The organism is Psychrobacter sp. DM4 (genome assembly GCF_051307035.1).
Lineage (GTDB): Bacteria > Pseudomonadota > Gammaproteobacteria > Pseudomonadales > Moraxellaceae > Psychrobacter.
Genome location: NZ_CP195536.1, coordinates 2,548,643 through 2,563,248 on the forward strand (window position 1 = coordinate 2,548,643; position 14,606 = coordinate 2,563,248).

General features: G+C 44.2%; 9 protein-coding genes, 2 tRNA genes and 3 rRNA genes. 5 read left to right on the forward strand and 9 right to left on the reverse strand.

The genetic code is table 11. The annotated features are described in order from the left end of the window. Positions 1-840 precede the first annotated feature (840 nt). The 3 genes from ACR64G_RS10880 (at position 841) to ACR64G_RS10890 (ending at position 3,655) form a co-directional block, all read left to right on the forward strand. Positions 841-1,101 carry a DUF4212 domain-containing protein gene (locus ACR64G_RS10880; RefSeq protein WP_435979308.1) on the forward strand — a complete coding sequence of 87 codons (261 nt, stop codon included), beginning with the start codon at positions 841-843 and terminating at the stop codon, positions 1,099-1,101. 3 nt (positions 1,102-1,104) lie between these two features. After that, positions 1,105-2,973: a sodium:solute symporter family protein gene (locus tag ACR64G_RS10885; protein WP_435979309.1), complete on the forward strand. Its 1,869-nt coding sequence runs from the start codon at positions 1,105-1,107 to the stop codon at positions 2,971-2,973. A gap of 136 nt (positions 2,974-3,109) precedes the next feature. Next, positions 3,110-3,655: a hypothetical protein gene (locus ACR64G_RS10890; protein ID WP_435979310.1), complete on the forward strand. Its 546-nt coding sequence runs from the start codon at positions 3,110-3,112 to the stop codon at positions 3,653-3,655. 130 nt (positions 3,656-3,785) lie between these two features. Here ACR64G_RS10890 and ACR64G_RS10895 read toward each other — a convergent pair whose 3' ends face one another. The 9 genes from ACR64G_RS10895 to ACR64G_RS10935 form a co-directional block, all read right to left on the reverse strand. Next, the gene (locus tag ACR64G_RS10895) at positions 3,786-4,391 is read right to left on the reverse strand and encodes a rhomboid family intramembrane serine protease (protein ID WP_435979311.1); all 606 of its coding nucleotides are present in this window, start codon (positions 4,389-4,391) and stop codon (positions 3,786-3,788) included. An 81-nt stretch (positions 4,392-4,472) separates the two neighbouring features. Next, complete coding sequence (locus ACR64G_RS10900; protein WP_435979312.1) at positions 4,473-5,525, reverse strand: 5'-nucleotidase; 1,053 nt, start codon at positions 5,523-5,525, stop codon at positions 4,473-4,475. Between the two features lie 194 nt (positions 5,526-5,719). After that, on the reverse strand, positions 5,720-5,938 hold the full coding sequence (locus ACR64G_RS10905) for a dodecin family protein (RefSeq protein ID WP_435979313.1): 219 nt from the start codon (positions 5,936-5,938) through the stop codon (positions 5,720-5,722). Positions 5,939-6,202: 264 nt separating this feature from the next. Next, positions 6,203-6,317: ribosomal RNA gene (rrf, locus tag ACR64G_RS10910) — 5S ribosomal RNA — on the reverse strand. 119 nt (positions 6,318-6,436) lie between these two features. Beyond that, positions 6,437-9,296, reverse strand: a 23S ribosomal RNA gene (locus ACR64G_RS10915). Positions 9,297-9,611: 315 nt separating this feature from the next. Then, a tRNA-Ala gene (locus tag ACR64G_RS10920) sits at positions 9,612-9,687 on the reverse strand. Positions 9,688-9,816: 129 nt separating this feature from the next. Then, a tRNA-Ile gene (locus ACR64G_RS10925) sits at positions 9,817-9,893 on the reverse strand. 88 nt (positions 9,894-9,981) lie between these two features. Next, positions 9,982-11,521, reverse strand: a 16S ribosomal RNA gene (locus tag ACR64G_RS10930). Together the 16S, 23S and 5S rRNA genes with 2 tRNA genes alongside form the textbook arrangement of a ribosomal RNA operon. Positions 11,522-12,292: 771 nt before the next feature. Continuing rightward, positions 12,293-12,997: a DNA glycosylase gene (locus ACR64G_RS10935; protein ID WP_435979314.1), complete on the reverse strand. Its 705-nt coding sequence runs from the start codon at positions 12,995-12,997 to the stop codon at positions 12,293-12,295. 121 nt (positions 12,998-13,118) lie between these two features. On the opposite strand from ACR64G_RS10935, the gene upp reads away from it, so the two are divergent. Together upp and ACR64G_RS10945 are read left to right on the forward strand one after the other, a co-directional pair. Next, positions 13,119-13,754 carry a uracil phosphoribosyltransferase gene (gene upp / locus ACR64G_RS10940; protein WP_435979315.1) on the forward strand — a complete coding sequence of 212 codons (636 nt, stop codon included), beginning with the start codon at positions 13,119-13,121 and terminating at the stop codon, positions 13,752-13,754. 43 nt (positions 13,755-13,797) lie between these two features. Further along, positions 13,798-14,544 carry an SDR family NAD(P)-dependent oxidoreductase gene (locus ACR64G_RS10945; protein WP_435980716.1) on the forward strand — a complete coding sequence of 249 codons (747 nt, stop codon included), beginning with the start codon at positions 13,798-13,800 and terminating at the stop codon, positions 14,542-14,544. Positions 14,545-14,606: the final 62 nt, after the last annotated feature.

The following is a 14,606-nucleotide window of genomic DNA, read 5'->3' on the forward strand; positions in this document are numbered from 1 at the left end:
AACGATTGCTAGAAATTAACTCGTTATTATTACTCCGAATAATACTCGTGCCATAGCGGACAAGATTGTTGAACCAGTCTGCGATATCTTCATCCGTGTTGTACCCTTCTCTCTATAAATTATATCTTTGTCTATATGCCAACACTTGTAATTGCCGCTTATCATAAAGTTAGGAATAAGTCTAGCGGCCTACGTTTGACTATAGTAGATAAAAGTCGACTGTAATCGTTGGTGAAATTTATGACTTTTATACAACTATTTAGCAAATAAATAACAAACATTTATTTAAAATTATTCTTTTATTTATAGGCAAAATTTTTCTGTTACTTATCCTCATCTCCTACTATACTTAGCTTTAAGAACTCAAAATTTCACTCTAAAGTGGCAAATTTACAGTCTGAAAAGTTAGTTGCTGTAAAGTAATTTTAATTTACTTATTGTTAATTGACGCGTTTTTGTATATATTCCTAATAAGTTTATGACTGTCCAGTATAGTCATTCGCAAATGAGCAGACGAGCAAACGTTAGATACATTCAAACTAATATTTAGTTTAAATGCTCTATCATAAGATATTAGCTCGTACTAAAGTAGAGATTACTTTGCTTGAGTTATATTCGACTTTACTTAGTAATACTAAACCTGCTCAATCGGTCGACAATATTGATTGGATATTTAATTGGTCATTATGCTTTAGCAGTTTTTACAAGGTTTTAATCCTTTAGTGTTTAAGACTTTGCTATAGACAACACTGATTGCCCTGTGCGATAGATGCTAAACCACAATGTCTGTTTGAGCTTATCCAATATCTTGATTTTATGTTAGGCAAAAGGAATTGTCCTATGGAAAACCACAACGATTCATCCGGTTATTGGCGTGCCAATGTCCGTCTTATTCTAGGTAGCCTATTTATATGGGCTCTCGTGTCTTATGGCTTTGCTATTCTTCTTCGCCCATTACTAGCTGGCATTAAAGTTGGCGGTACAGACTTAGGCTTTTGGTTCGCCCAACAAGGCTCCATTGGTGTCTTTATTATCTTAATTTTCTTTTACGCATGGCGTATGAATAAGCTAGATAAACAATATGGCGTAGACGAGGAATAGAGCATGAGTCAATTTACGATTAACATTATTTTTGTAGGCCTATCCTTTGCTCTGTACTTCGGTATTGCAATTTGGGCACGTGCTGGAACCACCAGTGAATTTTACGTGGCAGGCGGCGGTGTTCATCCTGTCGTCAACGGTATGGCAACAGCCGCAGATTGGATGAGTGCCGCGTCGTTTATCTCGATGGCAGGTTTGATTGCAGCAGGCGGTTATGGTGCTTCAACGTATTTGATGGGTTGGACGGGTGGTTACGTTCTACTAGCCATGCTACTAGCCCCTTACTTACGTAAGTTCGGTAAGTTTACGGTTCCTGATTTTATCGCCGATCGCTTCTATTCAAAAACAGCAGCTATGATTGCTGTGGTGTGTTTGATTGTCGCCTCAACCACTTACGTTATCGGTCAGATGACTGGCGCCGGTGTTGCCTTTTCACGCTTCTTAGAAGTTGAGAATACAACGGGTCTACTTATCGCCGCTGTTGTTGTTTTCTTTTACGCCGTACTTGGTGGCATGAAAGGGATTACATATACGCAGGTTGCACAGTATGTGGTTCTAATGATTGCTTATACCATTCCAGCAGTCTTCATTTCACTTGAATTAACTGGTAATCCTATTCCAGGTCTAGGTCTGTTCTCAAATGATATTGAAGCTGGTATTCCCATTCTAACCAAGCTTGATCAAATTGTGACTGATCTTGGTTTTGCCGCTTATACTGCTGATGTGCCGAACAAGCTCAACATGGTGCTATTTACTCTATCACTCATGATAGGTACAGCAGGTCTACCACACGTTATCATTCGCTTCTTCACCGTACCTAAAGTTGCTGATGCGCGTTGGACAGCAGGTTGGACACTTGTCTTTATCTCACTGCTATACTTCACAGCGCCAGCCGTTGGTGCTATGGCACGTTTGAATCTTATCGATACGGTTTATCCACAAGGGGTCGCTGAAGTACCTTTAGAATACGATCAACGCCCTGATTGGATGAAAACATGGGAAGATACGGGTCTGATTAAATATAACGATCTAAACAACGATGGTCGTATTCAGCTCTATAACGATAGTGGGTTAGGTGCAGCTCAATTAGCACTTACCGCAGCAGAGGCTGACGGTAGCGATATTGCCGCAGCAACAGCAGCAGTTGATACCGCTCGCATAGCACATGATGCAGAACTTGATGGACGTTTCACTGCTGCTGGGTGGGAAGGTAATGAGCTTGATGTAAACGCTGATATCTTAGTACTTGCAAATCCAGAAATTGCACAGCTTCCACCATGGGTTATTGGTCTTATTGCAGCAGGTGGTTTGGCCGCAGCGCTATCAACAGCTGCAGGTCTACTACTTGCTATCTCATCAGCTATTAGTCATGATTTGATCAAGCGTAATCTTAATCCAAATATCTCTGATAAAGGGGAGCTCTTAGCTGCACGTATCTCGATGGGTGTTGCTATCGTTATTGCGACATGGCTCGGTCTCAATCCACCAGGATTTGCCGCACAGGTGGTTGCCTTAGCCTTCGGTATTGCAGGTGCATCGCTGTTCCCAGCATTGATGATGGGTATTTTCTCTAAACGTATTAATAACCTAGGTGCTATCTTTGGTATGCTTGCAGGTCTTATTAGTACTTTGGTTTATATCTTTGTTTTCAAAGGCTGGTTCTTCGTTGGCGGTACTGCTAACTTCCCAGATACCGCAGAATACTGGTTATTTGGTATCTCACCATTGTCATTTGGAGCGATTGGTGCTCTTATTAACTTTGCGGTAGCGTTTGCGGTCTCCTACGCGACTGCGCCGCCGCCAGCACACATCCAAGAGTTGGTTGAAAGCGTACGTTCTCCACGCGGCGCTGGTGGAGCGATTGACCACTAAGCGACTAAGTACATGGTGACACGTAATTTGCTACACTAACGATCACTCACAGGCAGTAGCTGCTTGTGAGTGATTTTTTTGTTCCGTTGTTTTTATGACAGAATTTAAAATTATATTATCGTATAAAGGAAATCTTATGCTTTTTGAGTTTATCGCTACCATAGCCGCTGCATTTGGTATGGCTGGATTGGCACTGATCATAACTCACCTGAGTAAACTGGCAGGTAAACGCGCACCCAAATGGCTCATACCTTTGTTTGCCGCTATTGGTATGTTCGCTTTTCAAATAAACCAAGAGTACAACTGGTATCCTCAGCAAGTGGCTAAGCTACCTGAAGGCGTCACTGTGGTTAAAACCGCTGAGAGTACGGAGTGGTTTCGCCCCTGGTCTTATATCAAGCCGCATATACTGCGTTTTATAGCTGCAGATAGTGGCAATGCGGTCGTTCAAGTAGATAACCCTAACCTGTACTTAGTCAATTTATATTTATTTGAGAGGCGTAGAAGCGTGCAAAAAATACCGCAAGTGATCGATTGCCTAGCGCCAGCACGAGCTGATTATGTATTACCTGAAAAGGATAGCAATCTGAGTATTGATGAACATGTTAGACAAACTACGGCATGGCGAGAGCTAACACAAAACGATCTGTTATATATCAACGTCTGTACCAATAAAAATTAGATAAATAAGCGAATATTGTTAAACGTTAGCCTATCTCATTGCTTGTATCAAAATTGATTCTATCCTATAGATACTAGCAATGAGTGAGCACTGGCAACAAATAAATATTAGTAGTGAGCAGGTCTACACCCTAACGAACTCTGGTACGTGCGGTATAGTCATGTTTTGAGTTCGCCCCCAGCAATAAACCTGCGCACAGACCACCAAAGTGTGCAGCAAATGAGATACCAGGCTGCGGCATCAGACCTTGTTTAATCGTTAGCCAATACCCTGCCCCCATAATGATACAAGCTATCAGATAACCCCAGCGCCGCGCAAATAGTGCGCCGCCTATCATATAACCTAGCATAGCAAAGCACAGTCCTGAGGCGCCTATATGAATCGATAACGGCGACCCTATTATCCACGTTACTGCTCCAGATGCGATAATTAGTTTCAAAGTAGTGCGATACGCATTGTTTTCGAATAGTCCAAATAAAAATAAAATCTGTAGCAGTGTTATAGTATTGCCAAGTAAATGTGCAAAATTACCGTGCATAGTCCACGACGCAAACACCCCTATCATACTGCCGACATCTAATGCGCGCGGTACAATACCAAAGATATTCCACAATCCGAATAATAAAAACTCGTTTAAAAAGAACATTCCCCACATAGGTACAAGCACAAAAGCATAAAGGCCAAAAACTTGCTTTAGTCTTGCAATGATTAGATCAAACAAGGCTTGCCAATTCATAGGTGTTCTCTTCTAATTGCGATTCATATATCTGAATTTACTATCTACTAAATTTCAATAACGTGAGAGTGAGACAAAGGTCTATTGATTGACTGCTAAAGGTGATACTTGTGTAGGTACAAATAGTAAAGATGATGCGTCCTTTGGAGTATCTAAATAGCTATTATTGTACAATAAAGACGCTGAATGATAAGGAACTAGGGCCGTTGGCACAAAACGGCGAGCAGCGTCAATATGCTTGATAGAATCATCAAAAAATATATGCGGTGCAAAGGTTTTGAGGATAGAGGTTTTATCTAACCCCCCTAAGAAAAACGCCATATCCACATTCACGCCCCATTCCCTTAACGTCTTTATAGCGCGCAGATCAGCTGGCGCATTGCGTGCGGTCACTAGAGCAATCTTTATTGGGCTGTATGTTAGCGATGTAGGTAATCGAGATTGTAATTTTGAGAGCTTAATGAGTAGCTCAGCATAAGGGCCTTTTTCTATAGGCATATCACGCAGCTTGGCTTCTCGATCATGGAAAGCTTGCAGGCCCTCTTGTTTGTACAAAAGCTCCCCTGAATCATCGAACAATACCGCATCGCCGTCGAAGGCAATACGTAACTGCTCAGTATCGAGCTCATAAGTATTGACAGGAGTAGCATCTAATATAGCACAGGCACAGATACTAGCATCTGCTACTTGTTGCGCGTCATCGCGGTTGGTCGTCAAAAACAAGTCAACCCTAAAATCTTCGATATAAGGCGAAACAGGGCTTCCTGATATAAAAGCCGACCGTGAAATGTTAAGACCATGTGCACGTATGGCATTTAACACTTGAATACCTGTATCAGGGCTACTTTTAGACACAATGACAACCTCAATTAAAGGCGCTTCAAGCTTTTTATTCGCCGAAATACCCTCATTGCAATAGGTGTTCAGATTGAGTAGAGCTTTGATCAGTGGATACCCTGCGCCTATGCTCAAGTCATCGTCTTCACGCGCAGCCATATAATCACGGAACTCTTGGATAGCTTCATCAGGAGATTGCTGTAATAAATGTAATAAATGATTTTCAGATTCTGATAAATCGAACAAAGCCGTCGCGGATATAGCAACAATTAGAGTCTTACTGAAATCAACAGCCATAATTTTACTCATTAGCTCTTCGTAAAGGAATAAAGTATAAATTTTGCTCAGTCTACTACATCTATTTACTCAAGAATAATTATTGTTGTTGAAGTATTAGATAGGGTTAGTGTTGGCCAAGCGCGAGACATTAGATATGATTAAATACAAAAAAGACTGCGTTAACAGTCTTTTTTTAAGCGAAAGCCAAACAACTAGCTTAGATCAGAATCGTCATTAATAACGAAGCTGACAATCATAATGACATGATACTTAGAAATTTTACCATCAGTCACGCCTACTTTTTGCTCTTTAACCCAAGCACCCTGAACGTTTTTAACGGTCTTTGAGATACGCTCGATACCTGATTGAACGGCATCTTCAAAGCTTTTCTCAGAGGTACTGCTAATTTCAATATTCTTTGCAATTGTCATAATTTACTCTTCCTTGAATTAATGAGTGATAAGATTAAACCTTTACTGGTAAAAACATCTCAATAAAGATCTGATCGACTATCATCATAACCCTGAGAGGTAATAACAGCAATACATACCTGTTAAGTAATGTAGTAGAGTTATTTGAAATCTACTTACTCATAAGACACTGGGTAATACGCCTATAGACTATTTCTCTTCAATAGCCCAAACAAAGAAAAGCCCCTTGATACGTCAGTATCAAGGGGCTAGTCAGGAATAGAGCGCTGACGATGACCTACTCTCACATGGCCGGAGCCACACTACCATTGGCGCTACGATGTTTCACTTCTGAGTTCGGGAAGGGATCAGGTGGTGCCATCGTGCTATTGTCGTCAGCAAAGGGGTTAGATATGAGTCTGTGTTGTTTTACTTATTTTGACTAAGTATCACTATTCCTGAATCAAGGATATAGGTGATATCGAAATAGTTGCTTGATACAAACCACTTGGGTGTTGTATGGTCAAGCCAAACGAGCAATTAGTACAGGTTAGCTACACACATCGCTGTGCTTCCACACCCTGCCTATCAACGTCGTAGTCTTCAACGGCTCTTTAGGGAAATCTTATCTTGAGGTGGGCTTCCCGCTTAGATGCTTTCAGCGGTTATCCCATCCGAACGTAGCTACCGGGCAATGCCATTGGCATGACAACCCGAACACCAGTGGTTCGTCCACTCTGGTCCTCTCGTACTAGGAGCAGCTCCTCTCAAATTTCCAACGCCCACGGTAGATAGGGACCGAACTGTCTCACGACGTTCTAAACCCAGCTCGCGTACCTCTTTAAATGGCGAACAGCCATACCCTTAGGACCTGCTTCAGCCCTAGGATGAGATGAGCCGACATCGAGGTGCCAAACACCGCCGTCGATATGAACTCTTGGGCGGTATCAGCCTGTTATCCCCAGAGTACCTTTTATCCGTTGAGCGATGGCCCTTCCATACAGAACCACCGGATCACTAAGACCTACTTTCGTACCTGCTCGACTTGTGGGTCTCGCAGTTAAGCGCGCTTTTGCCTTTATACTCTACGACCGATTTCCGACCGGTCTGAGCGCACCTTCGTACTCCTCCGTTACTCTTTAGGAGGAGACCGCCCCAGTCAAACTACCCACCATACATTGTCCTCGGTATTGTTATACCTGAGTTAGAACCCCAACATGACCAGGGTGGTATTTCAAGATTGGCTCCACAAACACTAGCGTGTCTGCTTCAAAGCCTCCCACCTATCCTGCACAAGTCAGGTCAAAGTTCAATGTAAAGCTGTAGTAAAGGTTCACGGGGTCTTTCCGTCTAGCCGCGGGTACACAGCATCTTCACTGCGATTTCGATTTCACTGAGTCTCTGCTGGAGACAGCGCTGCCATCATTATGTCATTCGTGCAGGTCGGAACTTACCCGACAAGGAATTTCGCTACCTTAGGACCGTTATAGTTACGGCCGCCGTTTACTGGGGCTTCGATCAAGAGCTTCGCTTACGCTAACCCCATCAATTAACCTTCCAGCACCGGGCAGACATCACACCCTATACGTCCACTTTCGTGTTTGCAGAGTGCTGTGTTTTTAATAAACAGTTGCAGCAGCCTGGTATCTGCGACTGTCAGCAGCTCAAGGAGCATGTCCTATCACCACCAACAGCGTACCTTCTCCCGAAGTTACGGTACCATTTTGCCTAGTTCCTTCAGCAGAGTTCTCTCAAGCGCCTTGGTATTCTCTACCTGATCACCTGTGTCGGTTTAGGGTACGATTCGTTTATAACTATTGCTTAGAAGCTTTTCCTGGAAGCATGGTATTTGCCACTTCACTGTACAAGTACAGCTTGCTATCAGATCTCGACCTTGTTGTAGCCCGGATTTACCTAAGCCACAAGCCTACATCCTTTCACCTGGACAACCAACGCCAGGCTGACATAACCTTCTCCGTCCCTCCATCGCATTATAAACAAGTATCGGAATATTAACCGATTTCCCATCGACTACGCCTTTCGGCCTCGCCTTAGGGGTCGACTCACCCAGCCCCGATTAACGTTGGACTGGAACCCTTGATCTTCCGGCGTGCGAGCTTTTCACTCGCATTATCGTTACTCACGTCAGCATTCGCTCTTGTGATACCTCCAGCATGCCTTACGACACACCTTCACAGGCTTACACAACGCTCCCCTACCACTTGAAAACAAATTCAAATCCGCAGCTTCGGCTCCTAGTTTGAGCCCCGTTACATCTTCCGCGCGGGCCGACTCGACTAGTGAGCTATTACGCTTTCTTTAAAGGATGGCTGCTTCTAAGCCAACCTCCTAGCTGTCTATGCCTTCCCACCTCGTTTCCCACTTAACTAGGAATTTGGGGCCTTAGCTGGCGGTCTGGGTTGTTTCCCTCTCCACAATGGACGTTAGCACCCACTGTGTGTCTCCCGGATATCACTCATCGGTATTCGGAGTTTGCATCGGTTTGGTAAGTCGGTATGACCCCCTAGCCGAAACAGTGCTCTACCCCCAATGGTGTTCGTCCGAGGCGCTACCTAAATAGCTTTCGGGGAGAACCAGCTATCACCGAGTTTGATTAGCCTTTCACCCCTATCCACAAGTCATCCCCTGGCTTTTCAACGACAGTGGGTTCGGTCCTCCGGTTGATGTTACTCAACTTTCAACCTGCTCATGGATAGATCACTCGGTTTCGGGTCTATGCCCTGCAACTATGTCGCCCTATTAAGACTCGGTTTCCCTACGGCTCCCCTAACGGTTAACCTCGCTACAGAACATAAGTCGCTGACCCATTATACAAAAGGTACGCAGTCACCCCAATAAATTGAGGCTCCTACTGCTTGTACGCACACGGTTTCAGGTTCTATTTCACTCCCCTCACAGGGGTTCTTTTCGCCTTTCCCTCACGGTACTGGTTCACTATCGGTCAGTCAGGAGTATTTAGCCTTGGAGGATGGTCCCCCCATCTTCAAACAGGATTTCTCGTGCCCCGCTCTACTTAATATGTCAACTCTAGAATTTAAAATACAGGACTATCACCTACTACGGTCAGCTTTCCCACGCTGTTCTTCTATTCTAAAGTCAATCGGCTTCTCCCCGTTCGCTCGCCGCTACTTGGGGAATCTCATTTGATGTCTATTCCTAAGGGTACTGAGATGTTTCACTTCCCCTCGTTCGCTTCCTAATAAATTAGGATACCTAGCTTATGCTAGGTGGGTTTCCCCATTCAGAAATCTCCGGATCACAGGATATTGCCGCCTCCCCGAAGCTTATCGCAGGCTGTCACGTCTTTCATCGCCTCTGACTGCCAAGGCATCCACCATGTGCGCTTAATTACTTGACCATACAACCCCAAAGGGTCTTTGTCTCACAATTATAACGATATCACCTATGTTTACGCTTGATTCAGTTCTCTTATTACTTTTTAATAACTCACCCCTGGGATAACAACTGATGTCGTTAAGAGGTGAGCTATTAAGGTTAAGATTAACGCGTGAACACGTTAGTCCTAACCCAGACTCATATCTATGTTTTTAAATAGTTCCTGTATCTTCGTCAGATTCCAGGTTCTGTATAAAACAGAAGTAAATAATCATCAACGATTACTTAATTCTGTTTATGCTCTCTATAATATTCTATCTAATCGCGCTGTTTATAATGGTGGAGCCAAACGGAGTCGAACCGTTGACCTCCTGCGTGCAAGGCAGGCGCTCTACCAACTGAGCTATGGCCCCTGAGAAGCGTGTAAAAATTGCACTGCAATTTTAGCTTCGCAAGGAAAATCCTTTAAATAGGATTTTCAAAAAGCTTTAATTACTTTTAGCTCATGCAATGTAACGACTGTTCTAACTACCGCTTAATAATGGTAGGCCTGGGCAGACTTGAACTGCCGACCCCCGCGTTATCAACACGGTGCTCTAACCAGCTGAGCTACAGGCCTATGTCTGCCTGTAAAGGCAAAGCTAATAAACTAGCTTAAAACTAAAGAACAACTTGTTGTGAATTCTTGCCAAGATGAATGCTGTCTATAAGGAGGTGATCCAGCCGCAGGTTCCCCTACGGCTACCTTGTTACGACTTCACCCCAGTCATCAACCACACCGTGGTGAGCGCCATCCTAAAAGGTTAGGCTACCCACTTCTGGTGCAATCAACTCCCATGGTGTGACGGGCGGTGTGTACAAGGCCCGGGAACGTATTCACCGCGGCATTCTGATCCGCGATTACTAGCGATTCCTACTTCATGGAGTCGAGTTGCAGACTCCAATCTGGACTACGATAGGCTTTTTGAGATTCGCATCACATCGCTGTGTAGCTGCCCTCTGTACCTACCATTGTAGCACGTGTGTAGCCCTGGTCGTAAGGGCCATGATGACTTGACGTCGTCCCCGCCTTCCTCCAGTTTGTCACTGGCAGTATCCTTAGAGTTCCCGGCTTAACCCGCTGGTAACTAAGGACAAGGGTTGCGCTCGTTGCGGGACTTAACCCAACATCTCACGACACGAGCTGACGACAGCCATGCAGCACCTGTATTCTAATTCCCGAAGGCACTCTCGTATCTCTACAAGATTCTAGATATGTCAAGACCAGGTAAGGTTCTTCGCGTTGCATCGAATTAAACCACATGCTCCACCGCTTGTGCGGGCCCCCGTCAATTCATTTGAGTTTTAACCTTGCGGCCGTACTCCCCAGGCGGTCTACTTATTGCGTTAGCTGCGTCACTAAGTCCTCAAGGGACCCAACGACTAGTAGACATCGTTTACGGCGTGGACTACCAGGGTATCTAATCCTGTTTGCTACCCACGCTTTCGAGCCTCAGTGTCAGTATTATGCCAGAAGGCTGCCTTCGCCATCGGTATTCCTCCAGATCTCTACGCATTTCACCGCTACACCTGGAATTCTACCTTCCTCTCACATACTCTAGCTCTACAGTTTCAGATGCAGTTCCCAGGTTGAGCCCGGGGATTTCACATCTGACTTATAGAGCCACCTACGCTCCCTTTACGCCCAGTAATTCCGATTAACGCTTGCACCCTCTGTATTACCGCGGCTGCTGGCACAGAGTTAGCCGGTGCTTATTCTGCAGCTAATGTCATCGTCTATGGGTATTAACCATAGAGTCTTCTTCACTGCTTAAAGTGCTTTACAACCAAAAGGCCTTCTTCACACACGCGGCATGGCTGGATCAGGGTTGCCCCCATTGTCCAATATTCCCCACTGCTGCCTCCCGTAGGAGTCCGGACCGTGTCTCAGTTCCGGTGTGGCTGATCATCCTCTCAGACCAGCTACAGATCGTCGCCATGGTAGGCCTTTACCCCACCATCTAGCTAATCCGACTTAGGCTCATCTAATAGCGAGAGCAGTAAACTGCCCCCTTTCTCCCGTAGGTCGTATGCGGTATTAATATGGGTTTCCCCATGCTATCCCCCACTACTAGGTAGATTCCTAAGTGTTACTCACCCGTCCGCCGCTCGTCATCTTCTAGCAAGCTAGAAATGTTACCGCTCGACTTGCATGTGTTAAGCCTGCCGCCAGCGTTCAATCTGAGCCATGATCAAACTCTTCAGTTTAATCTTGCTATGAAGCTCTTTAAAGAAGCTTCTAAACTTGGCTCATCTAATCTGGCAAAATCGCTTTAAATTATGTTCGTAATGAATTAACTTTGAGTTTTTCTGCTGACTAAATGATAATTTTTATAGTTAATAACTCCTCCGAAAAGAAGAAGTAGTCAACTTTATTTTTAGCATTCTTGTCTCAGCAAAAATCCACACAAGTTGTTCTTTAGTTTCGCTTTTAAATAGTGTCTCACCTCTGTCGTCCAGTAGGTAAGTATATCCCTTCAATTTGAAGGTTGCTAATAACGAATCCCTTACAGGCTTTGCTATCTAGCGAGCCGACTATCTTATCATAATGATTGATATTGTCAAGCTCTTTTATAATTTGTTTCATCCGATTCGCTGGTCGCTATCACTAAGTGTTCTTAGTGTTTAACCGCTAGCTTGTCTCGATGAGGTGCGTATTATAGACGGTTAAATTGTGGTGTCAAGAGGTTATTTAATTTAGTTTGAATGTTTTTATTTGAACTACTAAGGTAGTTTGTTTTAACGTTCATTCTAATTATTGGTTCGCTCAATGATAATTCACTTCGCAATCCGCTTTCCCTTTCAACTGGAGCGCATTATACGTAGATTTTAGATTCGGTCAAGCGGTTTGAGAGATTTATTCTTATTTAATTCTACGTAGCTTTAATAACTCATGTTTATCAGTGGGTTGAGATTTAAACTGATTTCCGCGGTAGGTTGACGCTTCGCCAACCACATCATACACATCTTCTTTACCCCTTATAACTTACCCACCTTCTCAAAAAACGCTTTATAGGCTGCTATCTTTTTATCTAACGCTAGCGGATAAGCACGAGAGGTAGAAGGTAGTCTATGTAGAGTTAATTCATTGACTGACTTCCCTAATAACTCTGCATCCTTATTTTGCCATTGATACGGATAGTCGATACTTTGATTGGTTTTGGGATATTTCGACTTTATGGGAGGCTCTTGTAATAGGTTTAGCAGCACTTCAGTCGCTTTGCCGCCAGTCGTAAATAGTGCTTTTACCTTTGGGACTTGTGGCAAGATGAGGTCCAAATCAACAGGAGTGACGACCGTTAGATTTTTGTCCGAGGCGTTGCCTGTCTCACGAATGGCCTGTCTGACTGTTGGACAAGACGCAATGCCGCGCTCAAATAAAAATTCACTTATCTGCTCAGGGTCAAACCGTTTCTCATCCCCTACTCTAAAGTGATCTATATCATCAAAAAAGACGCCACCATAGATACGCCACATATCATTATAAAAATTGGGATAATGGAAGCTCATCGCCCATTTATCAGAGGTCGGGGGAAAGGAACCCATCATCATAACGGTGGCGTTGGGTGGTAGCACAGGTTTAAAAGGATGATTTTCGATTTCTAGATTAGTAATTTTTGCCCTATTTAAATTATTAACAGAGTCATCTTTGTCGACTTCAGCCTTTAAGATTGGTTTGGTCATAACATTCTTCATTAGAAAAGCGGTTTTTTTGTTATCATAGCATACGAGCACCATCCGCTATCAAGAACCCAATATCAAGAACAAAGGCCTAGCGCCAAACCTGCCTAATAAGAGAGTACCTATGAGTGAGCTAAACATTACGGTCATCGATCATCCCTTAGTACGCCATAAGCTCAGTCTGATGCGCGAAAAGGATTGTAGTACTTACAAGTTTCGCACCCTAACCAAAGAGCTTGCCCGCCTGATGGCTTATGAAGCAAGCCGTGACTTTGAGATTGAGACATTTGTGATGGAGAGCTGGTGCGGCGAGATCGATGGTGAACAAATCGTCGGTAAGACAGCAACCGTCGTGCCTATCTTGCGTGCAGGATTGGGTATGCTTGATGGTGTGCTCGATTTGATCCCGACGGCTAAAATCTCTGTGGTAGGCTTACAGCGTGATGAAGAGACTTTACAGCCCGTACCGTTTTTTGAGAAGTTCGTCAGCCATATGGATAAGCGTCCAGCGCTGGTCATAGATCCGATGCTCGCCACGGGCGGCTCTATGGTCGCCACTATCGACATGCTAAAAAGGCACGGCTGTCAAAATATAAAAGCGTTAGTGCTGGTCGCGGCTCCCGAAGGCGTGCGCTTGGTCAATGAAGCGCATCCTGATGTGACTATCTATACCGCAGCGCTCGATAGCCATTTAAATGAAGACGGTTATATCATTCCAGGTCTTGGCGATGCAGGCGACAAGATATTTGGTAAGCAGTAAATTTTGTTGAATAATTATTTGTTAAATAGTTGAGGGGCAAATGATGAACGTATTGATTACTGGAGCTAGTGCTGGATTTGGTAAAGCGTTAGCTAAAAAATTAGTCGAAAAAGGCCATCGTGTTATCGGATGTGCGCGACGTCTCGACAAACTCAATGCTATGGCTGATAGCTTAGGCGAGTTGTTTTTACCCGTACAGATGGATGTCAGCGATACCAAATCCATTGCACAAATTATTAAGGACTTGCCAAGCGATTTTAACCAAATCAATGTGCTGGTTAACAATGCAGGACTCGCACTGGGTACTGAACCTGCGCAAAGTGCCCAGCTTGATGACTGGATGCAAATGGTCAATACCAATATCAAAGGACTTATGGCGCTCACTCATGCCGTCTTGCCAGCGATGACAGCGCGCAATAGTGGTTATATCATTAACGTAGGTTCAATCGCAGGCACTTGGCCTTATTACGGTGGTAACGTTTATGGTGCGACCAAAGCCTTTGTGAAACAGTTTAGTTTAAATCTACGCGCAGATCTGTTAGGTACACAAGTACGCGTGACTAATCTAGAACCGGGCAATGTGGCGGGTACGGAGTTTTCAAACGTGCGCTATCATGGTGATGATGACAAAGCAGCTCAGGTCTATGATGGCTTTAAAACCATGACGGGTGAAGATGTTGGTGACATTCTATTATGGCTCATTGAATCGCCTGCGCATGTCAACGTCAATCGTTTGGAGGTCATGCCAGTCGCTCAAACCTTTAATGGTTTAACGATTGCCAAGGACTAAACGTCTAAGCAGCTTGATGCTAAATATCATCTGATATAGGTGTCATTCTAAGCTTCAGCACA

Excerpts from the sequence above, each read along its gene's own strand:
- ACR64G_RS10935 (WP_435979314.1), bottom strand. The coding sequence starts at position 12,997 with ATGACCAAACCAATCTTAAAGGCTGAAGTCGACAAAGATGACTCTGTT.
- ACR64G_RS10880 (WP_435979308.1), top strand. The coding sequence starts at position 841 with ATGGAAAACCACAACGATTCATCCGGTTATTGGCGTGCCAATGTCCGT.
- ACR64G_RS10895 (WP_435979311.1), bottom strand. The coding sequence starts at position 4,391 with ATGAATTGGCAAGCCTTGTTTGATCTAATCATTGCAAGACTAAAGCAA.
- ACR64G_RS10945 (WP_435980716.1), top strand. The coding sequence starts at position 13,798 with ATGAACGTATTGATTACTGGAGCTAGTGCTGGATTTGGTAAAGCGTTA.
- ACR64G_RS10900 (WP_435979312.1), bottom strand. The coding sequence starts at position 5,525 with ATGGCTGTTGATTTCAGTAAGACTCTAATTGTTGCTATATCCGCGACG.
- upp (WP_435979315.1), top strand. The coding sequence starts at position 13,119 with ATGAGTGAGCTAAACATTACGGTCATCGATCATCCCTTAGTACGCCAT.
- ACR64G_RS10885 (WP_435979309.1), top strand. The coding sequence starts at position 1,105 with ATGAGTCAATTTACGATTAACATTATTTTTGTAGGCCTATCCTTTGCT.
- ACR64G_RS10905 (WP_435979313.1), bottom strand. The coding sequence starts at position 5,938 with ATGACAATTGCAAAGAATATTGAAATTAGCAGTACCTCTGAGAAAAGC.
- ACR64G_RS10890 (WP_435979310.1), top strand. The coding sequence starts at position 3,110 with ATGCTTTTTGAGTTTATCGCTACCATAGCCGCTGCATTTGGTATGGCT.